This is a genomic window from Pseudotabrizicola algicola, from assembly GCF_010915705.1.
Classification (GTDB): Bacteria; Pseudomonadota; Alphaproteobacteria; order Rhodobacterales; family Rhodobacteraceae; genus Pseudotabrizicola; species Pseudotabrizicola algicola.
In genome coordinates, this window is the sequence record NZ_JAAIKE010000003.1 from 447,129 (window position 1) to 469,667 (window position 22,539).

At 62.4% G+C, this 22,539-nt stretch carries 35 protein-coding genes; all 35 read left to right on the forward strand.

Annotated elements, in window-relative coordinates:
* The coding region (locus G3572_RS11755) for an EF-Tu C-terminal domain-related protein (RefSeq protein ID WP_494338099.1) at nt 1-205 on the forward strand (205 nt) is incomplete at its 5' end.
* Nucleotides 206-371: 166 nt separating this feature from the next.
* Nucleotides 372-680 carry a 30S ribosomal protein S10 gene (rpsJ, locus tag G3572_RS11760; protein WP_023666234.1) on the forward strand — a complete coding sequence of 103 codons (309 nt, stop codon included), beginning with the start codon at nt 372-374 and terminating at the stop codon, nt 678-680.
* A 15-nt stretch (nt 681-695) separates the two neighbouring features.
* On the forward strand, nt 696-1,415 hold the full coding sequence (rplC, locus tag G3572_RS11765) for a 50S ribosomal protein L3 (protein WP_164611995.1): 720 nt from the start codon (nt 696-698) through the stop codon (nt 1,413-1,415).
* A complete protein-coding gene (gene rplD, locus G3572_RS11770) occupies nt 1,412-2,032 on the forward strand; it encodes a 50S ribosomal protein L4 (protein WP_164611997.1) in 621 nt (206 codons plus the stop codon). Before rplC ends, rplD begins: the two co-directional genes overlap by 4 nt.
* Nucleotides 2,029-2,325 (forward strand): 50S ribosomal protein L23, encoded by a 297-nt coding sequence (locus tag G3572_RS11775; RefSeq protein ID WP_164611999.1) that lies wholly within the window; start codon nt 2,029-2,031, stop codon nt 2,323-2,325. Before rplD ends, G3572_RS11775 begins: the two co-directional genes overlap by 4 nt.
* Nucleotides 2,326-2,457: 132 nt before the next feature.
* The gene (locus G3572_RS11780) at nt 2,458-3,027 is read left to right on the forward strand and encodes a hypothetical protein (protein WP_164612001.1); all 570 of its coding nucleotides are present in this window, start codon (nt 2,458-2,460) and stop codon (nt 3,025-3,027) included.
* Between the two features lie 263 nt (nt 3,028-3,290).
* Nucleotides 3,291-4,130 (forward strand): 50S ribosomal protein L2, encoded by an 840-nt coding sequence (rplB, locus tag G3572_RS11785; protein WP_164612003.1) that lies wholly within the window; start codon nt 3,291-3,293, stop codon nt 4,128-4,130.
* A gap of 3 nt (nt 4,131-4,133) precedes the next feature.
* Entirely contained in the window at nt 4,134-4,412 is a 279-nt protein-coding gene (gene rpsS / locus G3572_RS11790) for a 30S ribosomal protein S19 (RefSeq protein ID WP_100195930.1), read from the forward strand.
* A gap of 3 nt (nt 4,413-4,415) precedes the next feature.
* Nucleotides 4,416-4,796: a 50S ribosomal protein L22 gene (rplV, locus tag G3572_RS11795; RefSeq protein ID WP_100195931.1), complete on the forward strand. Its 381-nt coding sequence runs from the start codon at nt 4,416-4,418 to the stop codon at nt 4,794-4,796.
* The gene (gene rpsC / locus G3572_RS11800; protein ID WP_100195932.1) at nt 4,796-5,512 is read left to right on the forward strand and encodes a 30S ribosomal protein S3; all 717 of its coding nucleotides are present in this window, start codon (nt 4,796-4,798) and stop codon (nt 5,510-5,512) included. The genes rplV and rpsC overlap by 1 nt, the downstream gene beginning before the upstream one ends.
* A gap of 14 nt (nt 5,513-5,526) precedes the next feature.
* Complete coding sequence (gene rplP / locus G3572_RS11805; RefSeq protein ID WP_100195933.1) at nt 5,527-5,940, forward strand: 50S ribosomal protein L16; 414 nt, start codon at nt 5,527-5,529, stop codon at nt 5,938-5,940.
* Between the two features lie 238 nt (nt 5,941-6,178).
* Nucleotides 6,179-6,379 carry a 50S ribosomal protein L29 gene (gene rpmC, locus G3572_RS11810; RefSeq protein ID WP_164612005.1) on the forward strand — a complete coding sequence of 67 codons (201 nt, stop codon included), beginning with the start codon at nt 6,179-6,181 and terminating at the stop codon, nt 6,377-6,379.
* A gap of 10 nt (nt 6,380-6,389) precedes the next feature.
* Nucleotides 6,390-6,623 carry a 30S ribosomal protein S17 gene (gene rpsQ, locus G3572_RS11815; protein WP_164612007.1) on the forward strand — a complete coding sequence of 78 codons (234 nt, stop codon included), beginning with the start codon at nt 6,390-6,392 and terminating at the stop codon, nt 6,621-6,623.
* An 81-nt stretch (nt 6,624-6,704) separates the two neighbouring features.
* Entirely contained in the window at nt 6,705-7,073 is a 369-nt protein-coding gene (gene rplN, locus G3572_RS11820) for a 50S ribosomal protein L14 (RefSeq protein WP_013066055.1), read from the forward strand.
* Nucleotides 7,073-7,378, forward strand: a complete 306-nt coding sequence (gene rplX, locus G3572_RS11825; RefSeq protein ID WP_164612009.1) for a 50S ribosomal protein L24 — start codon at nt 7,073-7,075, stop codon at nt 7,376-7,378. Before rplN ends, rplX begins: the two co-directional genes overlap by 1 nt.
* Nucleotides 7,378-7,938 (forward strand): 50S ribosomal protein L5, encoded by a 561-nt coding sequence (rplE, locus tag G3572_RS11830; protein WP_164612011.1) that lies wholly within the window; start codon nt 7,378-7,380, stop codon nt 7,936-7,938. Before rplX ends, rplE begins: the two co-directional genes overlap by 1 nt.
* Nucleotides 7,939-7,956: 18 nt before the next feature.
* Complete coding sequence (gene rpsN / locus G3572_RS11835) at nt 7,957-8,262, forward strand: 30S ribosomal protein S14 (protein WP_164612013.1); 306 nt, start codon at nt 7,957-7,959, stop codon at nt 8,260-8,262.
* 12 nt (nt 8,263-8,274) lie between these two features.
* Nucleotides 8,275-8,673 (forward strand): 30S ribosomal protein S8, encoded by a 399-nt coding sequence (gene rpsH, locus G3572_RS11840; RefSeq protein ID WP_205518695.1) that lies wholly within the window; start codon nt 8,275-8,277, stop codon nt 8,671-8,673.
* 10 nt (nt 8,674-8,683) lie between these two features.
* Complete coding sequence (rplF, locus tag G3572_RS11845; protein WP_164612015.1) at nt 8,684-9,217, forward strand: 50S ribosomal protein L6; 534 nt, start codon at nt 8,684-8,686, stop codon at nt 9,215-9,217.
* A gap of 10 nt (nt 9,218-9,227) precedes the next feature.
* Nucleotides 9,228-9,587 (forward strand): 50S ribosomal protein L18, encoded by a 360-nt coding sequence (gene rplR / locus G3572_RS11850; RefSeq protein ID WP_164612017.1) that lies wholly within the window; start codon nt 9,228-9,230, stop codon nt 9,585-9,587.
* 11 nt (nt 9,588-9,598) lie between these two features.
* The gene (gene rpsE / locus G3572_RS11855) at nt 9,599-10,168 is read left to right on the forward strand and encodes a 30S ribosomal protein S5 (RefSeq protein ID WP_164612019.1); all 570 of its coding nucleotides are present in this window, start codon (nt 9,599-9,601) and stop codon (nt 10,166-10,168) included.
* A gap of 2 nt (nt 10,169-10,170) precedes the next feature.
* On the forward strand, nt 10,171-10,365 hold the full coding sequence (gene rpmD, locus G3572_RS11860; RefSeq protein WP_164612021.1) for a 50S ribosomal protein L30: 195 nt from the start codon (nt 10,171-10,173) through the stop codon (nt 10,363-10,365).
* Between the two features lie 156 nt (nt 10,366-10,521).
* Nucleotides 10,522-11,055 (forward strand): hypothetical protein, encoded by a 534-nt coding sequence (locus G3572_RS11865; protein ID WP_164612023.1) that lies wholly within the window; start codon nt 10,522-10,524, stop codon nt 11,053-11,055.
* A 158-nt stretch (nt 11,056-11,213) separates the two neighbouring features.
* Entirely contained in the window at nt 11,214-11,684 is a 471-nt protein-coding gene (rplO, locus tag G3572_RS11870) for a 50S ribosomal protein L15 (RefSeq protein WP_164612025.1), read from the forward strand.
* Between the two features lie 109 nt (nt 11,685-11,793).
* Nucleotides 11,794-13,152, forward strand: coding sequence for a preprotein translocase subunit SecY (secY, locus tag G3572_RS11875; RefSeq protein ID WP_164612027.1), 1,359 nt, complete (start codon nt 11,794-11,796; stop codon nt 13,150-13,152).
* Between the two features lie 3 nt (nt 13,153-13,155).
* A complete protein-coding gene (locus G3572_RS11880) occupies nt 13,156-13,740 on the forward strand; it encodes an adenylate kinase (protein WP_164612029.1) in 585 nt (194 codons plus the stop codon).
* Between the two features lie 177 nt (nt 13,741-13,917).
* The gene (rpsM, locus tag G3572_RS11885; RefSeq protein ID WP_164612031.1) at nt 13,918-14,286 is read left to right on the forward strand and encodes a 30S ribosomal protein S13; all 369 of its coding nucleotides are present in this window, start codon (nt 13,918-13,920) and stop codon (nt 14,284-14,286) included.
* Between the two features lie 15 nt (nt 14,287-14,301).
* Nucleotides 14,302-14,697, forward strand: coding sequence for a 30S ribosomal protein S11 (gene rpsK / locus G3572_RS11890; RefSeq protein WP_164612033.1), 396 nt, complete (start codon nt 14,302-14,304; stop codon nt 14,695-14,697).
* Between the two features lie 119 nt (nt 14,698-14,816).
* The gene (locus G3572_RS11895) at nt 14,817-15,833 is read left to right on the forward strand and encodes a DNA-directed RNA polymerase subunit alpha (RefSeq protein ID WP_164612034.1); all 1,017 of its coding nucleotides are present in this window, start codon (nt 14,817-14,819) and stop codon (nt 15,831-15,833) included.
* A 167-nt stretch (nt 15,834-16,000) separates the two neighbouring features.
* Nucleotides 16,001-16,414, forward strand: coding sequence for a 50S ribosomal protein L17 (gene rplQ / locus G3572_RS11900; RefSeq protein WP_164612036.1), 414 nt, complete (start codon nt 16,001-16,003; stop codon nt 16,412-16,414).
* Nucleotides 16,415-16,618: 204 nt separating this feature from the next.
* Nucleotides 16,619-17,995: a Do family serine endopeptidase gene (locus G3572_RS11905; protein ID WP_164612038.1), complete on the forward strand. Its 1,377-nt coding sequence runs from the start codon at nt 16,619-16,621 to the stop codon at nt 17,993-17,995.
* Between the two features lie 32 nt (nt 17,996-18,027).
* A complete protein-coding gene (locus tag G3572_RS11910; RefSeq protein ID WP_164612040.1) occupies nt 18,028-19,341 on the forward strand; it encodes a replication-associated recombination protein A in 1,314 nt (437 codons plus the stop codon).
* A 181-nt stretch (nt 19,342-19,522) separates the two neighbouring features.
* Nucleotides 19,523-20,566, forward strand: a complete 1,044-nt coding sequence (locus tag G3572_RS11915) for an RluA family pseudouridine synthase (RefSeq protein WP_164612042.1) — start codon at nt 19,523-19,525, stop codon at nt 20,564-20,566.
* Nucleotides 20,563-21,270 carry an ATP12 family chaperone protein gene (locus tag G3572_RS11920; RefSeq protein WP_164612044.1) on the forward strand — a complete coding sequence of 236 codons (708 nt, stop codon included), beginning with the start codon at nt 20,563-20,565 and terminating at the stop codon, nt 21,268-21,270. Before G3572_RS11915 ends, G3572_RS11920 begins: the two co-directional genes overlap by 4 nt.
* A 242-nt stretch (nt 21,271-21,512) precedes the next feature.
* Entirely contained in the window at nt 21,513-22,538 is a 1,026-nt protein-coding gene (locus tag G3572_RS11925; protein ID WP_164612046.1) for an amino acid ABC transporter substrate-binding protein, read from the forward strand.
* Nucleotide 22,539: the final 1 nt, after the last annotated feature.

The following is a 22,539-nucleotide window of genomic DNA, read 5'->3' on the forward strand; positions in this document are numbered from 1 at the left end:
CCGTCCGCAATTCTACTTCCGCACCACCGACGTGACCGGGATGGTCCAGCTGCCGGAAGGCACCGAGATGGTGATGCCGGGCGACAACCTGAAGTTCAACGTCGAACTGATCGCCCCGATCGCAATGGAAGAAAAACTGCGCTTCGCCATCCGCGAAGGCGGCCGCACCGTCGGCGCAGGCGTGGTGTCGAAAATCATCGCCTGAGGCGGATGAAAATCATCGCCTAGGCTGACGAATCGCCTTTCCAAAGGCGGTATGACAGTATAACGACGCGCGGCGCGCCCGGACTCCGGGCGCGCCGCAGACCATCCACAAATGTGAACCTATGGGCCGGGCATGTTGCCCCGTCTACGTTCCGAAGGAACAAGAAATGCAAGGTCAGACCATTCGCATTCGCCTGAAGGCCTTCGATTACCGCGTGCTGGACGCCAGCACCCAGGAAATCGTGAACACGGCCAAACGCACGGGCGCACAGGTTCGCGGGCCGATCCCGCTGCCGAACAAGATCGAGAAATTCACGGTTCTCCGTGGTCCGCACATCGACAAGAAGTCGCGCGACCAGTGGGAAATCCGCACGCACAAGCGCCTGCTCGATATCGTCGATCCGACCCCGCAAACCGTGGACGCGCTGATGAAGCTCGACCTCGCTGCCGGCGTCGACGTCGAAATCAAAGTGTAAGGGGGCATGAAAGAGATGCGCTCTGGTATTATCGCCAAGAAGCTGGGCATGACCCGGCTGTTCCTCGAGGACGGCAAGCAGGTTCCGGTGACGGTTCTGCACCTCGACAAAGTGCAGGTCGTGGCACAACGCACCGCTGACAAGGATGGCTACACCGCCGTCCAGCTCGGCGCTGGATCTGCCAAGGCCAAGCGGACCTCGGCTGCGATGCGCGGCCACTTCGCCAAGGCGAATGTGGAGCCCAAGCGCAAGGTCGCCGAATTCCGCGTGACCCCGGATTGCCTGATCGACGTGGGTGCCGAAATCACCGCCGATCACTATCTGGCAGGTCAGTTCGTCGACATCGCCGGAACCTCGATCGGTAAGGGTTTCGCCGGTGCGATGAAGCGCCACAACTTCGGTGGTCTGCGTGCGTCGCACGGTGTGTCGGTCTCGCACCGTTCGCACGGGTCGACCGGCCAGTGTCAGGACCCCGGCAAGGTGTTCAAGGGCAAGAAGATGGCGGGCCATCTGGGTGCCGTTCGCGTCACCACGCAGAACCTGCAAGTGGTGCGCACCGATGCCGACCGTGGTCTGATCATGGTCAAGGGCGCGGTTCCCGGTTCCAAAGGTGGTTGGGTGACGATCAAGGACGCGGTCAAGAAAGCGGCTCCGGCCGATCTGCCGCTGCCCGCAGCCATCCGTTCCGCTGCTGCTCCGGCTGCCGAAGTGGCCGTCGAAGGGGGTGAAGCATGAAACTTGATGTTCTGAAACTCGACGGCGGCAAGGCCGGTTCGGTTGACCTGAACGACGACCTGTTCGGTCTGGAGCCGCGCGCAGACATTCTGCACCGCGTGGTGCGCTGGCAGCGTGCGAAAGCACAGGCTGGCACCCATTCGACGCTGACCCGCGCCGAAGTGTCTTACTCGACCAAGAAGATCTACCGCCAAAAAGGCACCGGTGGCGCTCGCCACGGGTCGCGCAAGGCGCCGATCTTCCGCAAGGGTGGTGTGGTCAAGGGCCCGCTGCCGCGCAGCCACGCCCATGACCTGCCGAAGAAGGTGCGCGCCCTCGGGCTGCGTCACGCGCTTTCGGCCAAGGCCAAGGCGGGCGAGTTGGTGATCGTCGACACGCTGGCGATGGCGGAAGCCAAGACCGCGATCCTGGCCAAGCAGGCCAAGGAACTCGGCTGGAAGCGCGTGCTGATCATCGACGGTGCGGCTGTGGATCAGGGCTTTGCCCTGGCTGCGCGCAACATCGAAGGGATCGACGTTCTGCCGACGATGGGCGCCAACGTCTATGACATCCTGAAGCGTGACACCCTCGTGATCACCAAAGCAGGGCTCGAAGCATTGGAGGCTCGTCTGAAATGAGCGCGAAACCCCAGCACTACGACCTGATCAAGAAGCCGATCATCACCGAAAAGGCCACTCTGGCTTCGGAAAATGGCGCGGTTGTGTTTCAGGTTGCCATGGATGCGACCAAGCCGATGATCAAGGAAGCCGTCGAGGCTGTCTTTGGCGTGAAGGTGAAGGCGGTCAACACCACCATCACCAAGGGCAAGGTCAAGCGCTTCAAGGGTCGCCCCGGCGAGCGTTCCGACAAGAAAAAGGCCTATGTTACGCTCGAAGAGGGTAACACTATCGACGTCTCGACCGGCCTCTGAGGACTTACAATGCTAATGGAAGGGCCCTGTGAAAGCGGGGCCCTTTTTATTTGATTGCTTGGAAGAAGACCTGCTTTAATAGCGAAGGCAACTTAGCATTTAAACAGTCACCTGCAGAAAGTTTTCATAGCAATGGAAAGTGGTTCTATCGCTTTTGAGTTGATGGCTCTGGAGCTACAGACTGCGGTCGAAGAGCTGAACTCCGAAGGCGCTCGCTTGTTCCAGGCGTCGAGATACCCTGAGGCCAAGGAGTTGTCCGACAGGGGAGCTGCCCTGCAGGGGTTCTGTGCAAAGGTCAGAGCACTGTCTGAGGAATGGGGAACGACCTTTGCTGCAGAAGTTAAAGCGGCACCCGCCTCGTCTGTGGCACTCGATACCACTCGGAAAATCCTGTCTGCATCGAAGTCATCCAAAACTGGCCTTCTGGTTCGGTTTCCTGATGGCACAGTCATAGCCGAAGCGAAAGCAGCCGAAACTCTGGCAAAAGCAGTTGAGAAAATCGGCTTCGGTGAGGTCGAGAAATTAGGGGTCTTGGTGAATGGCGAAAATCTTGTCTCCCGTAAGCCATCCCAACGATACAGTGACACGAAGCGGGGAGCTTTCTACATCAAGACCCATAGTAGCACCGAGCAGAAGAAAAAGAATCTCGATCGTATCTCTGATGCGCTTCAACTGGGGCTTTCTGTCTCAATTGTCTCCTGAAAGTGTTAGCAGACTTAACTCATTGGCTTTGTTTCTTGGCACTCGCCCTGCCACGCTGCATTGGTCTTGACGCCACATGTTACCTCGCTTACACGAGCCCATCGGTCTAGCCCCGGGATTCGTTCCGGGGCTTAGCCTTTGTTATACCGATACTGGTATTTCTCCAATCGGGGACCTTCGGGGCCCTATAAGCCGGGGACCTTCGGGGCCCTATAATTCGGGTCTGACCCATCAGACCCTCTAGCTGACGGAAGACAGAGAGCATGGCACTCAAGTCGTATAAACCGACGACGCCTGGCCAACGCGGGTTGGTTCTGATCGACCGTTCGGAGCTGTGGAAAGGACGCCCGGTCAAGGGCCTTGTAGAAGGCTTGACCAAGACGGGTGGACGGAACAACACCGGACGTGTCACGATGTGGCACAAGGGCGGCGGCGCAAAGCGCCTGTACCGCATTGTGGATTTCAAGCGTCGTAAATTCGACATCGCAGCGGTCGTCGAGCGGATCGAATACGATCCGAACCGCACCGCCTTCATCGCCCTTGTGAAATACGCAGATGGCGAACTTTCCTACATCCTCGCTCCGCAGCGCCTCGCTGTTGGCGACAGCGTGATCGCTGGTGCCAAGACCGACGTGAAGCCGGGCAACGCCATGCCGTTCTCGGGCATGCCGATCGGGACCATTGTTCACAACGTCGAGATGAAGCCCGGCAAGGGCGGTCAGATCGCACGTGCGGCTGGCACCTATGCCCAGTTCGTCGGTCGTGACGGTGGCTATGCGCAGATCCGCCTGTCCTCGGGCGAACTGCGTCTGGTGCGTCAGGAATGCATGGCCACCATCGGTGCCGTGTCGAACGCTGACCATTCCAACCAGAACCTCGGCAAGGCAGGCCGCAAGCGCCACATGGGCGTGCGTCCGACCGTTCGCGGCGTCGCGATGAACCCGATCGACCACCCGCACGGTGGTGGTGAAGGCCGGACCTCTGGTGGCCGTCACCCGGTTACCCCGTGGGGCAAGGGCACCAAGGGCAACCGCACCCGGTCGAACAAAGAGACGGACAAGTACATTCTCCGCTCGCGTCACGCCAAGAAAAAGGGCCGCTAATCCATGTCACGTTCCATTTGGAAAGGCCCGTTCGTCGATGGCTATGTCCTGAAAAAGGCAGAAGCCTCGCGCGCCTCGGGCAAAAGCGAAGTGATCAAGATCTGGTCGCGCCGCTCCACCATCCTGCCGCAGTTCGTCGGTCTGACTTTTGGCGTCTATAACGGCCACAAGCACATTCCGGTTGCGGTTACCGAAGAAATGATCGGCCAGAAGTTCGGTGAATATTCGCCGACGCGGACCTATTACGGTCACGCCGCCGACAAAAAAGCCAAGAGGAAGTAAGCCATGGGTAAGGAAAAGAATCCGCGCCGCGTGGCGGACAACGAAGCTATGGCGATCAGCCGTATGCTGCGCACCTCGCCGCAGAAGCTCAACCTGGTTGCCGGCCTGATCCGCGGCAAGAAGGTTGAGAAGGCGCTGGCCGACCTGACCTTCTCGAAGCGCCGCATCGCCGGCGACGTCAAGAAGTGCCTGCAGTCCGCGATTGCCAATGCCGAGAACAACCACGGCCTCGACGTCGACAGCCTGGTGGTTGCCGAAGCCTGGTGTGGCAAGAACCTTGTGATGAAGCGTGGCCGTCCGCGGGCGCGTGGCCGGTTCGGCAAGATCATGAAGCCGTTCTCTGAAATCACCATCAAGGTTCGTCAGTCCGGGGAGTCGGCATAATGGGACAGAAGGTTAACCCGATCGGGATGCGCCTCCAGGTCAACCGCACCTGGGACAGCCGCTGGTTCGCCGAGTCGAAAGACTATGGCAACCTGCTGCTGGAAGACCTGCGCATGCGTGAATTCATTCACGAGGAAGCCAAGCAGGCCGGCATCAGCAAGGTGATCATCGAGCGTCCCCACAAGAAGTGCCGTGTGACCATTCACGCTGCACGTCCGGGCGTGATCATCGGCAAGAAAGGCGCAGACATCGAAACCCTGCGCAAGAAGCTGTCGGCCTTCACCAAGTCGGAACTGCACCTGAACATCGTCGAAGTCCGCAAGCCCGAGCTTGACGCCCAGCTGGTGGCCGAGTCGATCGCCCAGCAGATGGAACGCCGGGTGTCTTTCCGCCGTGCCATGAAGCGCGGCGTGCAGAACGCCATGCGTATCGGCGCCCTCGGGATCCGGGTGAACGTTGCCGGCCGTCTGGGTGGCGCGGAAATCGCACGGACCGAATGGTACCGCGAAGGCCGCGTGCCGCTGCACACGCTGCGCGCCGACATTGACTATGCCCTGTCCGAAGCTTCGACCCCTTACGGGATCATCGGGGTGAAGGTCTGGATCTTCAAAGGCGAAATCCTTGAGCATGATCCGCAAGCGCATGACCGCCGTCACGCAGAAGCACAGGAAGGCGCGGCTCCGCGTCAACCTCGTCGCGACCGCGAACGCGCGTAAGGGAGTATTGAAAGATGCTGCAACCGAAACGGACTAAGTTCCGCAAACAGCACAAGGGCCGTATCCACGGCGAGGCCAAGGGCGGCTTTTTGCTGAACTTCGGCTCCTTCGCGCTGAAGGCGACGGAACCGGAGCGTGTGACCGCGCGCCAGATCGAAGCGGCCCGCCGCGCGATCACCCGCCACATGAAGCGTCAGGGTCGTGTCTGGATCCGCATTTTCCCGGATGTGCCGGTGTCGTCGAAGCCGACCGAAGTGCGTATGGGTAAAGGTAAGGGTTCGGTCGATTACTGGGCAGCCAAGGTGAAACCTGGCCGCATCATGTTCGAGATCGACGGCGTGTCGGAAGTCATCGCCCGCGAGGCCCTGCGCCTTGGCGCGATGAAGCTTCCGGTGCTGACCCGCGTGGTCGCCCGCGAAGACTGGTAAAGACAGGTGTAGGGTGCGTGCGAGCACGCACCCTACGCGGCACTGGCCCCTGCCGGAAACGGCGGGGGCTTTTCTGTTCCGGCGTGATTGTGCTTGCCATCCGCCTCCCCCCCCTGTAATGGGACGCATCCTGCGGTTCCGGGGCGACTCGGAATCGACGGTTTATCATTGATCCACCGGGTTCAAGGTTACCCTGCATGTGCCGGGGCCTTCTGGTGATTGAGAAAAGGAACACGGCATGAAAGCCGAAGAACTCCGGGGCAAGACCCCCGATCAGCTGCGCGACCAGCTCGTCGCCCTGAAAAAGGAAGCCTTCAACCTGCGCTTCCAGGCCGCCACGAACCAGCTTGAGAACACCGCGCGCATGCGCGCTGTCCGTCGGGATGCAGCACGCGTGCTGACCGTTCTCAACCAAAAAGCCGCCGAAGCGGCGAAGTAAGAGGTTTATCATGCCCAAGCGTATCCTTTCAGGCGTCGTGACCTCGGACAAGAACGAACAGACCATCACGGTTCTGGTCGAGCGTCGCTTCAAGCACCCGCTGCTGCAAAAGACCGTGCGTAAGTCCAAGAAATACCGGGCTCACGACGAGAACAACCAGTTCAAGGTTGGTGACACCGTCCGCATCGAGGAATGTGCACCGATTTCGAAAACCAAGCGTTGGACGGTTGTTGTTTCGGCCTGAGGCCGTCAGCACGCGTTCTGCGATAATCGAAACCCTGGGGCATCACCTGCATGATCGTCCCCAAAGGTCGGGAGAAACCAAATGATCCAGATGCAGACCAATCTGGATGTAGCTGACAACTCCGGCGCTCGCCGAGTTCAGTGCATCAAGGTTCTGGGCGGTTCGCACCGCCGCTATGCATCCGTGGGCGACATCATCGTGGTGTCGGTCAAGGAAGCTATTCCGAAAGGCCGTGTGAAGAAGGGCGACGTGCGTAAAGCCGTTGTCGTGCGCACCGCCAAGGAAGTTCGCCGCGAAGACGGCACCGCCATCCGCTTTGACCGCAATGCCGCTGTCATCCTGAACAACCAGGGTGAACCCGTCGGCACGCGTATCTTCGGGCCGGTCGTGCGTGAACTGCGCGCCAAGAACTTCATGAAGATCATCTCGCTGGCTCCGGAGGTGCTCTGATGGCTGCGAAACTCAAAAAGGGTGACACCGTCATCGTTCTGACCGGCAAGGACAAGGGCAAGAAGGGCGAGATCTCGTCCGTCAACCCGACCGCCAACAAAGCCGTGGTCGAGGGCCTGAACGTCGCCATCCGTCACACCAAGCAATCTGCTGGCTCGCAAGGCGGCCGCGTGGCCAAGTCCATGCCGATCGACCTGTCGAACCTGGCAATCGTGGACAAGAACGGCAAACCCACCCGCGTCGGCTTCCGTATGGACGGTGACAAGAAGGTGCGTTTCGCCAAGACCACAGGGGATGCGATCTGATGCTGGACGCTGCTCAATACACCCCGCGCCTCAAGGCGGAATACGTCTCCAAGGTGCGCGCGGCTCTGAAAGAAGAGTTCGCCTACAAGAACGACATGCAGATCCCCAAGCTTGAGAAGATCGTTCTCAACATGGGCGTCGGCGAAGCGGTCAAGGACACCAAGAAGGTGAAGCAGGCCGCCGAGGAACTGTCGCAGATTGCCGGTCAGAAGGCTGTCATCACCCATGCCAAGAAGTCGATTGCCGGCTTCCGCGTGCGGGAACTGATGCCGCTGGGTTGCAAGGTCACGCTGCGCGGCGACAAGATGTATGAATTCTTGGACCGTCTGATCAACGTCGCTCTGCCCCGCGTCCGCGACTTCCGCGGCGTGAAAGGCACCTCGTTCGACGGCCGTGGCAACTATGCCATGGGCTTGAAAGAGCACATCGTGTTCCCGGAAATCAACTTCGACAAGGTCGATGAAGTTCTGGGTATGGACATCATCATCTGCACGACCGCGAAATCCGATGCGGAAGCCAAGGCGCTGTTGAAGCATTTCAACATGCCCTTCACGTCGTAAGCGCGAGGAACCAGAGTTATGGCAAAAAAATCCATGGTGAACCGCGAAGTGAAGCGCGCCAAGCTGGTGAAGCAGTATGCTTCCAAGCGCGCGTCGCTCAAGGCGGTGATCGAAGACCAAACCAAGCCGATGGACGAGCGTTTCGGCGCGACCCTGAAGCTGGCACAACTGCCCCGCAACTCGTCGGCAACGCGGCTTCACAACCGCTGCCAGCTGACGGGCCGTCCGCATGCTTACTACCGTAAGCTGAAACTGTCGCGGATCATGCTGCGTGAACTGGCCTCGTTCGGCCAGATCCCGGGCATGGTCAAGTCCAGCTGGTAAGGGAGAGCAGACATGCCTGTGAATGATCCTATCGGCGATATGCTGACCCGTATCCGCAACTCTCAGATGCGCGGCAAATCCACTGTCTCGACCCCGGCGTCCACGCTGCGCGGCCGTGTTCTAGATGTGCTTCTGTCCGAGGGCTATATCCGCGGTTACGAAAAGAACCCGACCGCCAACGGTCAGGGCGAATTCGTGATCTCGCTCAAGTACTACGAAGGCACCCCCGTGATCCGCGAAATCAAGCGCGTGTCGAAGCCGGGCCGCCGTGTGTACATGGGCGTCAAGGACATCCCGTCGGTCCGCAATGGCCTGGGTGTCTCGATTGTGTCGACGCCCAAGGGCGTCATGTCCGATGCAGCTGCACGCTCCGCCAATGTTGGCGGCGAAGTGCTCTGCACCGTATTCTGAGGAGGGTGCAATGTCTCGTATCGGCAAGAAGCCCGTCTCTCTGGTCAAAGGCGTCTCGGCGTCCGTGTCCGGCCAGACCATCGAAGTGAAGGGGCCGAAAGGCACCCGCAGCTTTACCGCAACCGACGATGTGACCATCACCGTTGACGGCGAAGAGATCAAGGTGACGCCGCGCGGCACCTCGAAGCGCGCCCGTCAGCAGTGGGGCATGGCCCGTTCGATGGTCGAGAACCTGGTGACGGGTGTTTCGACCGGGTTCAAGAAAGAGCTCGAGATTCAGGGCGTTGGTTACCGTGCTGCGGTTGCCGGCAATGTTCTGAAGCTGTCGCTCGGCTATAGCCACGAAGTCAACTTCGCCGTTCCGGCGGGCGTCACCGTGACGTCTCCGAAGCAAACCGAAATCGTTGTGGAAGGCATCGACCAGCAGCTTGTTGGTCAGGTGGCAGCAAACATCCGCGAATGGCGCAAGCCCGAGCCCTACAAGGGCAAGGGCATCCGCTACAAGGATGAATACATCTTCCGCAAAGAAGGTAAGAAGAAGTAAGGGTGGCAAAATGGCTTTGAACAAAAGAGAGCTGTTCCTCAAGCGCCGCCTGCGCGTCCGGAACAAAATCAAGGCGATGGCAAACGGGCGCATGCGTCTGTCGGTTCATCGTTCGTCCAAGAACATCAGTGTCCAGCTGATCGACGACGTGAAGGGCGTGACCGTTGCGTCCGCTTCCACGCTCGAGAAGGATCTGGGCCTGATCGGCAAGAACAACGTCGAGGCTGCGGCCAAAATCGGCGCCACGATTGCCGAGCGGGCGAAGAAGGCCGGGGTCGAAGACGTCTACTTCGATCGTGGTGGTTTCCTCTTTCACGGGAAGATCAAGGCTTTGGCCGATGCTGCCCGTGAAGGCGGCCTGAAGTTCTGAGGAGTTTGGATATGGCAGAACGTGAAAACCGGGGCCGTCGCGACGATCGTCGTCAGGAAACCCGTGAGGAAACGCCCGAGTTCGCAGACCGTCTGGTCGCGATCAACCGTGTTTCGAAAACCGTGAAGGGCGGCAAGCGCTTTGGCTTTGCAGCACTCGTCGTGGTCGGCGACCAGCGTGGTCGTGTCGGCTTCGGCAAGGGCAAGGCCAAGGAAGTGCCGGAGGCGATCCGCAAGGCAACGGAACAGGCCAAGCGCCAGATGATCCGCGTGCCGCTGAAGGACAGCCGCACCCTGCACCACGACATGGAAGGCCGCCACGGCGCCGGAAAAGTCGTGATGCGGACGGCCGTTGCGGGGACCGGGATCATCGCCGGTGGTCCGATGCGCGCCGTGTTCGAGATGCTGGGGATCCAGGACGTTGTTGCGAAGTCGATCGGCTCGCAGAACCCCTACAACATGATCCGCGCCACCATCGACGGCCTGAAAGCAGAGACCTCGCCCCGCCAGGTGGCCGCACGTCGCGGCAAGAAGGTGGCCGAGATCCTGAAGAAGCCCGAAGCTGAAGTGCAGGAGGCTTGATCATGGCTGACAAGAAAACCATCGTTGTGCAGCAGGTGGCTTCCGCCGCCCGCCGCCCGGCCGTCCAGACCGCGACCCTGAAGGGTCTGGGCCTGAACAAGATGAACCGCACCCGCGAACTGGAAGACACGCCTTCCGTGCGCGGCATGGTCAACAAGATCCCGCATCTTGTGAAGATCATCGAAGAGCGCGGCTGACCGCTTGTGTAAGGTGCGTGCGAGCACGCACCCTACGCTTTATCCTGCGCCCCGGGGGAAACCTCGGGGCGTTTGCTTTTGCGCGCGGCGCGTTTACCACGCTCTAAGTGCCGGTCACGAGTATATTCCGCAGTTTTTCGCCTGTGGGGTTTACAGATGCGCGGTTACAGCCTGACGTCCGACGATGTGGTGGCGGCGACGATGGGACGGTGGGATGACTTTGCCGCCGAGAATGACGGGGCGGGCGCCATGGCTCATGCGGTCATCGGGCGGCCCTTGTTCGAGATGGTGGCGGGGCCGGCAACGGTCCGGTTTCTTGAACAGACCTTCTACAACAGCCGCCGCGGGCAAACCGTGACCGGCTTGCTCTACCGGTGCGACAGCCCCGTGCAGGAGCGCCTGTTCGTGATGCAGGTTGTCCCGCTGGAGCGCGGAGGGCTGCAGGTGCTGCACCGCCAGATCCGCTGCCGCCCCTTGCGTCCGTTGCCGCTCTGCGCGCTCGGGCATCTGCGCTATCTGCGGTGCAGCCAGTGCCTGAGCTGCAATTTCGGCGGGCCTTGGGTCGAAGGGCGGCGCTTTCAGTTGCCAAGCGGGGCGATGGCCGAAGATGCGGTGTGTCCGGCCTGCCGTGCCGCTGCCTTTGTGGCCGAGCCGGAGGGGCAGGGGCTGCGTCCGCAGCACTGCGGTTAGGCCTGTGGACCCGGGGCGGCTGGCGTGGCCTCTTGCGTAACGGGGGCGCAGGCCCTATACGCCCCCGGTGGCCCTCTGCGGGTCATGGAATCAACAAGAAATGCCGTGTTGTCCCTTCCCGTCGCAGGCGGGGACGTTCCGGCGATGGAGAGTGCGACATGAAACTGAATGAACTTCGTGACAATGACGGTGCAGCCCGCAAGCAGAAGCGTGTGGCGCGCGGTCCCGGTTCGGGCAAGGGCAAGACCGCCGGCCGTGGTATCAAGGGCCAGAAATCGCGTTCCGGCGTGGCGCTCGGTGGCTATGAAGGCGGCCAGATGCCGCTCTATCGCCGCCTGCCCAAGCGCGGCTTCAACAAGCCGAACCGCAAGGAATTCGCGGTCATCAACCTTGGCCTGATCGAGAAATTCATCGCCGCGGGCAAGCTGGACATCAAGGCAGAGCTGAACGAAGACGCTCTGGTTGCTGCCGGCCTGACCAACCACAAGCGTGATGGCATCCGCATCCTGAACAAGGGCGAGATCAAATCCGCTGTGAAACTGGTCGTGTCGGGCGCCTCGGCTGCGGCGGTCGAAGCCGTGAAAGCTGCGGGCGGGTCGATCACCCTTCCGGCGGCAGTGGCTGAGTAAGCCAAATAGGAGTTGTGAGCGGGCGTCAGACCGCTTACATCACCTTTAGTTTTCCCGCGCCGCCGACCGGAGAACGGTTTGGCGGCGCTGTCTTTGAAAGAGACCGGATATGGCATCTGCTGCAGAGCAAATGGCGGCGAACCTCAGCTGGGGCGCCCTGGGCAAGGCAACCGACTTGCGCCAACGCATCTTCTTTACCATCGGCTTGCTGATCGTCTATCGGCTTGGCACCTATATTCCGGTGCCGGGCATTGATGGCGTCCAGCTGCGGGCCTTCATGGAGGAGGCGGGGGCAGGCATCGGCGGTATCCTGAACATGTTCACCGGCGGCGCGATCAGCCGTATGGGCATCTTCGCGCTCGGCATCATGCCCTATATCTCGGCCTCGATCATCGTGCAGCTGATGACGGCGATGGTCCCAGCGATGGAGCAGCTCAAGAAAGAGGGCGAGCAGGGCCGCAAGAAGATCAACCAGTATACCCGCTACGGCACGGTGTTTCTGGCGACTTTCCAGGCCTGGGGCATTGCCGCCAGCCTCGAGGCGGGCGGGCTTGCCCATGATCCGGGCCTGTTCTTCAAGGCGGCCTGCATGATCACGCTGGTCGGCGGCACCATGTTCCTGATGTGGCTGGGCGAGCAGATCACCGCGCGCGGCATCGGCAACGGCATCTCGCTCATCATCTTCGTCGGCATCGTCGCCGAACTTCCCGCCGCCATCGCGCAATTCCTGTCGCAGGGCCGGTCGGGCGCGATCTCGCCTGCGGTGATCATCGGGGTGATCATCATGGTGATCGCGGTCATCGCCTTTGTGGTGTTCATGGAGCGCGCGCTGCGCAAGATCCACATCCAGTATCCCCGCCGCCAGGTCGGCATGAAGGTCTATGACGGCGGCTCGTCGCACCTGCCGGTCAAGGTGAACCCGGCGGGCGTGATCCCCGCGATCTTCGCCTCGTCGCTGCTGCTGCTGCCTGTGACCATCTCGACCTTCTCTGGCGCGCAGACCGGCCCGGTGATGTCGACCATCCTTGCCTATTTCGGCCCCGGACAGCCGCTTTACCTGCTGTTCTTCACGGGCATGATCGTGTTCTTCAGCTTCTTCTACACCTATAACGTCGCCTTCAAGGTCGAGGATGTGGCAGAGAACCTGAAGAACCAGAACGGGTTCATCCCCGGCATCCGTCCGGGCAAGAAAACCGAGGAATACCTTGACTATGTGGTCACGCGTATTCTGGTGCTCGGCTCTGCCTATCTTGCCGCCGTGTGCTTGCTGCCGGAAATCCTGCGTAACCAGTTCGGCTTTACCTTCTATTTCGGCGGCACCTCGGTGCTGATCGTGGTGTCGGTCACGATGGATACGATCAATCAGGTGCAGTCGCATCTCTTGGCGCATCAATACGAAGGCCTGATCGAGAAATCGCAACTGCGTGGGCGCAAGAAGACGACGCCCAAGGCCCCTGCACGGCGCTGACCTATGGCAAACATCATTCTTCTGGGGCCTCCGGGGGCCGGCAAGGGCACGCAGGCAAAGCGTCTGGTTGACGAGCGTGGCATGGTTCAACTGTCAACCGGCGACATGCTGCGCGAGGCCAAGACCAGCGGCACCGAAATGGGCCGCAAGGTTGCCGAGGTGATGGAACGCGGCGCGCTGGTGACCGACGAGATCGTCATCGGCCTGATCGCGGAAAAGCTGGAGCAGGGCGCAGCAGGGGGCTTCATCTTCGACGGCTTCCCGCGCACCTTGCCGCAGGCCGATGCCCTTGGCGCGCTTCTGGCGCAAAAGGGGCTCAAGCTCGATGCGGCCATCGAACTGGTGGTGGATGATGCGGCGCTGGTGGGCCGGATCGTCAAGCGCGCCGAAGAGGCCCGCGCCGCCGGGCAACCCGTGCGCGCCGATGACACGCCAGAGGTGTTCGAGGTGCGGCTGCGCGCCTATTACAAGAACACCGCGCCGCTTACCGGATACTATTATGCCAAGGGCGATCTGGCGACGGTGGACGGGCTGGCCGAGATGGATGCCGTGGCCGCCGCCATCGCGAAAATTCTTGACAAACCGTAAAATCATCGCCGTCTCCCTTGACGGGCGCGGCGAATGACCATAAAGCACAGCGTCCCGGCATGGAATCGTGCCGGGGTTTCCCATTTTCGGGAAGAGCGTCATCGGGCATAGGAACCGGTGGAGTTGTGAAAAAAGGTTCTGGCACGACGGAACCGCAACCAAGAAAAGGACTCACGTTTGGCACGTATTGCTGGCGTTAACATCCCGACCCAGAAACGGGTTCCGATCGCCCTGACCTACATCACCGGAATTGGCCCCGCAAACGCCGAAGCCGTTTGCGCTGCTCTGAACATCGACCGCGCCCGCCGCGTCAACGAACTCTCGGATGCCGAAGTGCTGGCGATCCGCGAATTCATCGACGCGAACTTCACCGTCGAAGGTGACCTGCGCCGCGAAGTCTCGATGAACATCAAGCGCCTGATGGACCTTGGCTGCTATCGCGGCCTGCGTCACCGCAAGGGCCTGCCGGTCCGCGGTCAGCGCACCCATACCAATGCTCGCACCCGCAAGGGCCCCGCAAAAGCCATCGCTGGCAAGAAGAAGTAAGGGGAGCAGACCGATATGGCACGCGATACCAAAACCGCCCGCACCAAGAGAAAAGAGCGCAAGAACATCGCCGCTGGCGTGGTTCATGTGAACTCCTCGTTCAACAACACCAAGATCCTGATCTCCGACGTTCAGGGCAATGCGATCTCGTGGTCGTCCTCGGGCACCATGGGCTTCAAGGGGTCGCGCAAGTCGACGCCCTATGCCGCACAGATGGCTGCCGAAGACGCCGCCCGCAAGGCCCAGGAACATGGCATGAAGACCGTTGAGGTCGAAGTGCAGGGTCCGGGTTCGGGCCGTGAATCGGCGCTGCGCGCGCTGGCGGCTGTTGGCCTGAACATCACCTCGATCCGCGACGTGACCCCGCTGGCGCACAACGGCTGCCGCCCGCCCAAGCGTCGTCGCGTCTGATCTTCACTCATATTGTCGGGCCGTGCGGTATCGCACGGCCCGATTTCGGCATTTTCGGACCCTCGGGCGTCCCACCGCTTGCTGGACATGGGCAATGGGACAAGAATGGAGGCGACAGCATGATCCATAAGAACTGGCAAGAACTGATCAAACCGACGCAACTGGTTGTGAAACCGGGCGCAGATGCGGGCCGTGTGGCCACGGTCATCGCCGAACCGCTGGAGCGCGGTTTTGGTCTGACGCTGGGCAACGCCCTGCGCCGCGTGCTGATGTCGTCGCTGCAAGGCGCGGCGATCACCTCGGTGCAGATCGACAACGTGCTGCACGAATTCTCCAGCGTGGCTGGCGTGCGCGAAGACGTGACCGACATCGTGCTGAACCTGAAAGGCGTGTCCATCAAGATGGACGTCGAGGGGCCGAAGCGCCTGTCGATCTCGGCCAAGGGGCCGGGCGTTGTCACGGCGGCAGACATCTCGGAATCGAACGGGATCGAGATCCTGAACCGCGAACATGTGATCTGCCACCTCGACGATGGCGCCGACGTGTTCATGGAACTGACCGTGAACACCGGCAAGGGCTATGTCTCGGCCGACAAGAACCGTCCGGAAGATGCGCCCATCGGGCTGATCCCGATCGATGCGATCTATTCGCCGGTCAAGAAGGTCAGCTACGAAGTGCAGCCGACCCGCGAAGGTCAGGTGCTGGACTATGACAAGCTGACGATGAAGGTGGAAACCGACGGCAGCCTGACGCCGGATGATGCCGTGGCCTATGCCGCGCGGATTCTGCAGGACCAGCTGTCGATCTTCGTCAACTTCGACGAGCCGGAATCGGCGAAACTGGGCGAAGTCGACGCAGGGCTGGAGTTCAACCCGCTGCTTCTCAAGAAGGTGGACGAGCTGGAGCTTTCGGTGCGTTCGGCCAACTGCCTGAAGAACGACAACATCGTCTACATCGGCGATCTGATCCAGAAAACCGAAGCCGAGATGCTGCGCACCCCGAACTTCGGCCGCAAGTCCCTGAACGAGATCAAGGAAGTGCTGTCGGGCATGGGTCTGCATCTGGGCATGGAAGTCGAAGACTGGCCGCCAGAGAACATCGAGGATCTGGCCAAGCGCTTCGAAGACCAGTTCTGAGATCAAGGGGGGCTGCCCCCGCAAGGCTTTCGTAGGGTGCGTGCAAGCACGCACCCTACACCAGATGCCCGGACCGCCGGGGAAAACACGGGCAACACGCCCCAAGGTGAGTGCGGCGGCACGTAGGCCGCACCGGACAAAGCAAAACACGCGAGACGGAGATTCCCATGCGTCACTCTAACGGCTACCGCAAACTGAACCGCACCCATGAACACCGCAAGGCGATGTTCGCAAACATGGCCGGTTCGCTGATCGAGCACGAGCAGATCAAGACCACCTTGCCGAAGGCAAAGGAACTGCGCCCGATCATCGAAAAGCTGATCACGCTGGCCAAGCGCGGCGACCTGCACGCCCGTCGTCAGGCCCATGCCCAGCTCAAGCAAGACATCCACACCGCGCGCCTGTTCGAGATCCTCGGGCCGCGCTACAAGGACCGCGCCGGCGGCTATGTGCGCGTGCTGAAGGCAGGCTTCCGCTATGGCGACATGGCTCCGATGGCGATCATCGAGTTCGTCGATCGTGACCCGAACGCCAAGGGCGCCGCAGACCACGCCCGCACCGAGGCTGCCGAGGCGGAATAAGCCTTTCGGCCACCGGCCCGTTACCGCAAAGCCCGCCCTTGGCAACAGGGGCGGGCTTTGTCATCTCTGCCCGCCGCCAAACGACTGCCGCCAAACCCCCGCCTTCCGATAGGCCGGCCTTGCGGGGGCAAGGGCGCCGGGCGGGTGGTTGAATCCCCCGCGCGGCTTGCCATATGCCAAGGCAAACCATCCTTGCGAGGTGCCATGCTCCGTCTCGTCACCCTGATCCTGCTTTGCGCCACCCCTCTGGCCGCGCAGACCGATGCCCGCGTTCCCGCATCGCAGGCCGAAATCAGCCTCAGCTTTGCCCCCGTGGTCAAGGCCACCGCACCCGCCGTGGTGAACATCTATGCCAGCCGCGTGGTGGAAGAGCGCCTGTCGCCCTTTGCGGGGGACCCGTTCTTTGACCAGTTCTTCAACGGCTTCGGCCAAAGCCAGCCGCGTGTGCAGAACTCGCTCGGCTCGGGCGTGATCGTGTCCTCCGAAGGCATCGTGGTATCAAACTACCATGTGGTCGGGCAGGCCACAGAAATCCGCGTCGTGCTGAACGACCGCCGCGAATATGCGGCCGAGTTGATCCTTGGCGACGAGGAAAGCGATCTGGCGATCCTGCGGCTGCAGGATGCGGCGGACCTGCCCGCGCTCGAATTCCGCAACTCGGACGAGGTGGAGGTGGGCGATCTGGTGCTGGCCATCGGCAACCCGTTCGGGGTGGGGCAGACCGTGTCTTCGGGCATCGTCTCGGGCCTTGCGCGCAGTTCGGTGGAACTGGGGCGCGGCTATTTCATCCAGACCGATGCCGCGATCAACCCCGGCAACTCGGGCGGCGCGCTGGTGGATATGCAGGGGCGTCTGGTGGGGATCAACACGGCGATCCTCACCCGCTCGGGCGGGTCGAACGGCATCGGCTTTGCGATTCCGGCCAATCTGGTGCAGACCGTGGTGGCGCAGGCCGAGGCCGGTGGCGCGCGGTTCGAACGGCCTTGGGCGGGTGTGCAGGGGCAGGCGATGGATGCGGGGCTGGCGGCGGCCATGAACCTTGCCCGCCCCGATGGCGTGCTTCTTGTCGATCTGCACCCCGAAAGCCCCTTTGCCGCAGCGGGGCTGCGCGCAGGCGATGTGGTGCTCTCGGTGGCAGGCGCGCCGACCAATACCCCGCAGGAAATGATGTTCCGGCTGGCTGCGCTGGGTGTCGGGGCGACGGTGCCGGTCACCTATCTGGATGAAGAGGGCACGCAAACGGTCGAGGTCACGCTGATCGCTGCCCCCGAGACGCCCGCGCGCGATCCGCTGACCATCACCGAGAACGTCGCCCTGCGCGGGCTGAGCGTGGCGCGCATCAATCCGGCGCTGATTGCCGAGCTTGGTCTTGCGATGGAATCCTCCGGCGTTGCGGTCACGCAGGTGCGGGATCTGGCGGCGCAGGTGGGCCTGCGCCCCGGCGATGTGCTGCTTGCGATCAACGAACGCCCCGTCACCCTGCCGCAGGATGTAGCCGAGGCCGCGCGCGAGCCGACGCGCCGCTGGGCCATCGACGTGAACCGTGGCGGCCAGATCGTGCGGCTGCGCTTCCGCCTCTAGCGGAGGCGGGCCGCTGCGCTTAGGTTGGGGGCATGGCAGACCTGTTCGACACCGCCCCCGCCACCCCCAAAGCCGAAGGCCCTCGGCCCTTGGCCGACCGTCTGCGCCCGCAAAGCCTGTCGCAGGTGATCGGGCAGGCGCATGTGCTGGGGCCGGAGGGTCCGCTGGGTGCGATGCTGGCCTCGGGCAGCCTGTCCTCGCTGATCCTCTGGGGGCCGCCCGGTGTGGGCAAGACCACCATCGCGCGGCTGCTGGCGGATGAGACCGATCTGGCCTTCGTGCAGATTTCGGCAATCTTCACCGGCGTGCCGGAGTTGCGCAAGGTGTTCGAGGCGGCCCGCATCCGGCGGCAGAACGGGCAGGGGACGCTGCTGTTCGTCGACGAAATCCACCGCTTCAACAAGGCGCAGCAGGACGGCTTCCTGCCGCATATGGAGGATGGCACCATCCTTCTGGTCGGGGCCACCACGGAAAACCCCAGTTTCGAGTTGAACGCTGCCTTGCTCAGCCGCGCGCAGGTGATCGTGCTGGAACGGCTCGGCCTTGCCGATCTGGAACGCATGATGCAGCGGGCCGAGATGGAACTGGCGCGCAATCTGCCCTTGACCGGCGAAGCGCGCGAGGCGCTGCTGGAAATGGCCGATGGCGACGGGCGGGCGCTCCTGAACCTGATCGAGCAGGTCGCGGCATGGCGGCTGGCGCGTCCGATCGACAAGGCGCAACTGGCTACCCGCCTGATGCGCCGCGCCGCGAAATACGACAAGTCGGGCGAGGAACATTACAACCTGATCTCGGCGCTGCACAAATCGGTGCGGGGCTCCGATCCCGATGCCGCACTCTATTGGTTCGCCCGCATGCTGGAGGGCGGCGAGGACCCGCGCTTTCTGGCCCGCCGCCTGACGCGGATGGCGGTGGAAGATGTCTGCCTTGCCGACCCGCAGGCGCAAAGCGTCTGTCTGGACGCGTGGAACACCTATGAACGCCTCGGCAGCCCCGAGGGGGAACTCGCGCTGGCCAATGCGGTGGTCTACCTCGCGCTCGCGCCCAAATCCAACGCGGTCTATGTCGCCTACAAGGCCGCGCGGGCAAGCGCGCGCGAGACAGGCAGCCAGATGCCGCCGCGCCACATCCTGAACGCGCCGACCAAGATGATGAAAGAGATCGGCTATGGTGCGGGTTATGCCTATGACCACGAGGCCGAGGATGGCTTTTCGGGGCAGGATTACTTCCCCGAAGGCATGAAGCGCCCGGTGTTCTACCTGCCGCCCGAACGCGGGTTCGAGCGGGAGTTGAAAAAGCGGGTGGAGTATTTCGCCAAGCTGCGCGCCAAGCGGCAGGGCAGCTGATCGCGCGCTCTTCCGTCCTGATGGACGTCATCGCTTTGGCACCGCAGCCGCCGCGAAGAGCGCAGGGCTTTGCCCGAGCGATGAGCGCACGTTGACAATTCCGCGCCGGACCCGCAAAGAAACGCTTTGCTTTCCTGCTTGCCGCACATCTGGCGGGCCTCCCATCTGCAAGGTCTTTGACATGAGTGGCGTGAAACTTCTGACAGTCTCTGAAGACGAGGGCGCGCAGCGGCTCGACAAATGGTTCAAGCGCCGCTTTCCGCAACTGACCCAGGGCCATGTCGAAAAGATGTGCCGCACCGGCCAGATCCGCGTCGATGGCGCCCGCGCCAAGGCGGCCGACCGTGTGGCGCCCGGCCAGACCATCCGCGTCCCGCCCTTGCCCGACACCGAGGCACCCAGCCGCCCCGCCGAAGGCCGCATCAGCGCCGCCGATGCCAAGATGATCCAGAACGCGGTGCTGTGGAAGGATGAGCACATCATCATCCTGAACAAGCCGCCGGGTCTGCCCTCGCAAGGCGGCTCGGGGCAGGGGGAGCGGCATGTCGATGGCTTGGCCGAGGCGCTGAAGTTCGGCTACAAGGAAAAGCCCAAGCTGGTGCACCGGCTTGATAAAGACACCTCGGGCCTGCTGATGCTGGCGCGCACCGACCGCGTGGCGCGCGCCCTGTCCGAGGCTTTGCGCCACCGCAACACCCGCAAGATCTATTGGGCGCTGGTCGCCGGGGTGCCGCACCCCCGGCAGGGCAGCATCAAATACGGGCTGATGAAGGCCCCCGGCGGCGGGCGCGGCGAAGGCGAGAAGATGGTCTGCGTCCACCCCGCCAAGATGGCCGACTTCCCCGATGCCAAGCGCGCCCATACCGATTTCTTCACGCTCTGGTTCCTTGGCACCCGCATGTCGTGGATGGCGCTGGAGCCGGTGACGGGCCGCACCCACCAGTTGCGTGCGCATCTGGCCGAACTTGGCCATCCGATCATCGGCGACGGCAAATACGGCGGCTCGACGCAGGAAAACATGGGCGACGGCTGGGGCGCGCAAGCGGGCGGCGAGATGTCCAAGAAGATGCACCTGCATGCCCGCAGCCTGTCGGTGCAGCACCCGATCACCAAGGAAATGATGACCTTCACCGCCCCCTTGCCCGAACACATGGCCCGCACCTGGAAACTGCTCGACTGGAACGAAACCGACGTTCCCGCCGACCCGTTCGAGGCGATGCGATGAGCGGCTGGTCGGCCAAACGCTTCTGGCAGACCGCCACCGCCGAGGCCTGCGACACCGGCTTTACCGTCCGGCTCGACGCGCGCCCGGTCAAGACCCCGGCCAAGCGTCCGCTGCTGCTGCCCACACTGGCTATGGCGCAGGCCATCGCGGCGGAATGGGATGCACAGCAGGGGCTGGTGCGCCCCGAGACCATGCCCTTTACCCGCGCTGCCAATTCCGCCATCGACAAGGTGGACCCCCTGCGGGATGCCGTGGTGGATGAGATCGCCAATTACGGCGGGACCGACCTGCTGTGCTATCGCGCCACCGACCCGCAGGCGCTCATCGACCGGCAGGCGGCGGCATGGACCCCGCTGCTCGACTGGGCGCAAGGCGTGCTGGGTGCGCCGCTGCGGGTGACATCAGGGGTGATCCCTGTGGCGCAGCCCGCCGAAAGCCTTGCCGCCCTCCGCGCACATGTGGCGGCGCACAGCGCCTTCCAGCTGGCCGCGCTGCACGACCTGACCGCCATCTCGGGCTCGCTGATTCTGGGCTTGGCGGTGGCGCGGGGGCGCCTGACGGGCGCTGCCGCCTTCGATCTGAGCCGAATCGATGAATCGTGGCAGGCGGAACTCTGGGGCGTCGACGACACCGCCGCCGAACAAGAGCGCCAGCGCCGCGAGGCATTTCTGACCGCAGAGCGATTCTTTGCATTGTGCGGGTAACAATCCTGCCCAAATTGCGGGCGGAGCGACGCCTTCTTGCCAAAGCCTGCCGCCAAAGCGAGTGGATGCAAAGATTTTAGGCAAAACACCGCGACCCGCTTGACCTTTCAAACCGCTTCGGACGAAACTGTGCGGACTGGGAGAGGCTCACCTCCATCAGTTTCGCCCCCGTGCGCCCATCAAAGGGCTGCGGGGCATAAAAAAACGTCGGCACAAGGCCGGCAACTCAGGATGAGGTAAGAATGAAACAATCCGTATTCCTCGGCACCCTCGCCGCCACCACCCTGTTTGCAGGCGTGGCACTGGCGCAGGGCACCTCGACGCTCGAAACCGTCAAGGCCCGTGGCGAACTCAACTGCGGCGTCAACACCGGTCTGGTCGGCTTTGCCGCACCGGACGCAAGCGGCAACTGGCAGGGCTTTGACGTTGCCCTGTGCAAGGCCGTCGCCGGCGCGATTTTCGGCGACGCCTCGAAAGTGGTCTATATCCCGACCACCTCGTCCGACCGCTTCGAACAGCTGACCTCGGGCAAGATCGACTTCCTGATCCGCAACACCACCTGGACCTTCTCGCGCGACACCGACCTGAAAATGGATTTCGTCGGCGTGAACTACTATGACGGACAGGGCTTCATGGTCCGCAAGGATCTGGGCGTCTCCTCGGCCAAAGAGCTGAACGGCGCGACGATCTGCATCCAGACCGGCACCACCACCGAACTGAACCTGGCCGATTACTTCAAGGCCAACAACATGACCTACACGGCGGTTCCGATCGAAACCAACGCCGAGGGTGAACAGCAGTATCTGGCTGGCGCCTGCGATGCCTACACCACCGACGCATCGGGCCTTGCCGCAACCCGCGCGGCTTTCGCCGATCCGGAAAACCACATCATCCTGCCGGAAATCATCTCGAAAGAACCGCTCGGGCCGGCCGTGCGCCACGGCGACAGCGCCTGGGGTGACGTGATCCGCTGGACGATGAACGCGCTGATCGCTGCCGAAGAATTCGGCATCACCTCGGCCAACATCGACGAGCTGGCAACCTCCTCGCAGAACCCCGAAGTGCAGCGTTTGCTGGGCACCTCGGGCGAGCTTGGCAAGATGATCGGGCTGGAGGCTGACTGGGCCAAGAACGCGATCAAGGCCAGCGGCAACTACGGCGAGATCTTCGCAGCCACCATCGGGGAATCGACCCCGATCGGTCTGGCGCGCGGTCTGAACGCCCAGTGGACCCAGGGCGGTCTGCTCTACACCCCGCCGTTCCGTTGAT

Coding starts and splice junctions, on each gene's coding strand:
- rpsJ (WP_023666234.1), top strand. CDS start 372: ATGCAAGGTCAGACCATTCGCATTCGCCTGAAGGCCTTCGATTACCGC.
- rplC (WP_164611995.1), top strand. CDS start 696: ATGCGCTCTGGTATTATCGCCAAGAAGCTGGGCATGACCCGGCTGTTC.
- rplD (WP_164611997.1), top strand. CDS start 1,412: ATGAAACTTGATGTTCTGAAACTCGACGGCGGCAAGGCCGGTTCGGTT.
- G3572_RS11775 (WP_164611999.1), top strand. CDS start 2,029: ATGAGCGCGAAACCCCAGCACTACGACCTGATCAAGAAGCCGATCATC.
- G3572_RS11780 (WP_164612001.1), top strand. CDS start 2,458: ATGGAAAGTGGTTCTATCGCTTTTGAGTTGATGGCTCTGGAGCTACAG.
- rplB (WP_164612003.1), top strand. CDS start 3,291: ATGGCACTCAAGTCGTATAAACCGACGACGCCTGGCCAACGCGGGTTG.
- rpsS (WP_100195930.1), top strand. CDS start 4,134: ATGTCACGTTCCATTTGGAAAGGCCCGTTCGTCGATGGCTATGTCCTG.
- rplV (WP_100195931.1), top strand. CDS start 4,416: ATGGGTAAGGAAAAGAATCCGCGCCGCGTGGCGGACAACGAAGCTATG.
- rpsC (WP_100195932.1), top strand. CDS start 4,796: ATGGGACAGAAGGTTAACCCGATCGGGATGCGCCTCCAGGTCAACCGC.
- rplP (WP_100195933.1), top strand. CDS start 5,527: ATGCTGCAACCGAAACGGACTAAGTTCCGCAAACAGCACAAGGGCCGT.
- rpmC (WP_164612005.1), top strand. CDS start 6,179: ATGAAAGCCGAAGAACTCCGGGGCAAGACCCCCGATCAGCTGCGCGAC.
- rpsQ (WP_164612007.1), top strand. CDS start 6,390: ATGCCCAAGCGTATCCTTTCAGGCGTCGTGACCTCGGACAAGAACGAA.
- rplN (WP_013066055.1), top strand. CDS start 6,705: ATGATCCAGATGCAGACCAATCTGGATGTAGCTGACAACTCCGGCGCT.
- rplX (WP_164612009.1), top strand. CDS start 7,073: ATGGCTGCGAAACTCAAAAAGGGTGACACCGTCATCGTTCTGACCGGC.
- rplE (WP_164612011.1), top strand. CDS start 7,378: ATGCTGGACGCTGCTCAATACACCCCGCGCCTCAAGGCGGAATACGTC.
- rpsN (WP_164612013.1), top strand. CDS start 7,957: ATGGCAAAAAAATCCATGGTGAACCGCGAAGTGAAGCGCGCCAAGCTG.
- rpsH (WP_205518695.1), top strand. CDS start 8,275: ATGCCTGTGAATGATCCTATCGGCGATATGCTGACCCGTATCCGCAAC.
- rplF (WP_164612015.1), top strand. CDS start 8,684: ATGTCTCGTATCGGCAAGAAGCCCGTCTCTCTGGTCAAAGGCGTCTCG.
- rplR (WP_164612017.1), top strand. CDS start 9,228: ATGGCTTTGAACAAAAGAGAGCTGTTCCTCAAGCGCCGCCTGCGCGTC.
- rpsE (WP_164612019.1), top strand. CDS start 9,599: ATGGCAGAACGTGAAAACCGGGGCCGTCGCGACGATCGTCGTCAGGAA.
- rpmD (WP_164612021.1), top strand. CDS start 10,171: ATGGCTGACAAGAAAACCATCGTTGTGCAGCAGGTGGCTTCCGCCGCC.
- G3572_RS11865 (WP_164612023.1), top strand. CDS start 10,522: ATGCGCGGTTACAGCCTGACGTCCGACGATGTGGTGGCGGCGACGATG.
- rplO (WP_164612025.1), top strand. CDS start 11,214: ATGAAACTGAATGAACTTCGTGACAATGACGGTGCAGCCCGCAAGCAG.
- secY (WP_164612027.1), top strand. CDS start 11,794: ATGGCATCTGCTGCAGAGCAAATGGCGGCGAACCTCAGCTGGGGCGCC.
- G3572_RS11880 (WP_164612029.1), top strand. CDS start 13,156: ATGGCAAACATCATTCTTCTGGGGCCTCCGGGGGCCGGCAAGGGCACG.
- rpsK (WP_164612033.1), top strand. CDS start 14,302: ATGGCACGCGATACCAAAACCGCCCGCACCAAGAGAAAAGAGCGCAAG.
- G3572_RS11895 (WP_164612034.1), top strand. CDS start 14,817: ATGATCCATAAGAACTGGCAAGAACTGATCAAACCGACGCAACTGGTT.
- rplQ (WP_164612036.1), top strand. CDS start 16,001: ATGCGTCACTCTAACGGCTACCGCAAACTGAACCGCACCCATGAACAC.
- G3572_RS11905 (WP_164612038.1), top strand. CDS start 16,619: ATGCTCCGTCTCGTCACCCTGATCCTGCTTTGCGCCACCCCTCTGGCC.
- G3572_RS11910 (WP_164612040.1), top strand. CDS start 18,028: ATGGCAGACCTGTTCGACACCGCCCCCGCCACCCCCAAAGCCGAAGGC.
- G3572_RS11915 (WP_164612042.1), top strand. CDS start 19,523: ATGAGTGGCGTGAAACTTCTGACAGTCTCTGAAGACGAGGGCGCGCAG.
- G3572_RS11920 (WP_164612044.1), top strand. CDS start 20,563: ATGAGCGGCTGGTCGGCCAAACGCTTCTGGCAGACCGCCACCGCCGAG.
- G3572_RS11925 (WP_164612046.1), top strand. CDS start 21,513: ATGAAACAATCCGTATTCCTCGGCACCCTCGCCGCCACCACCCTGTTT.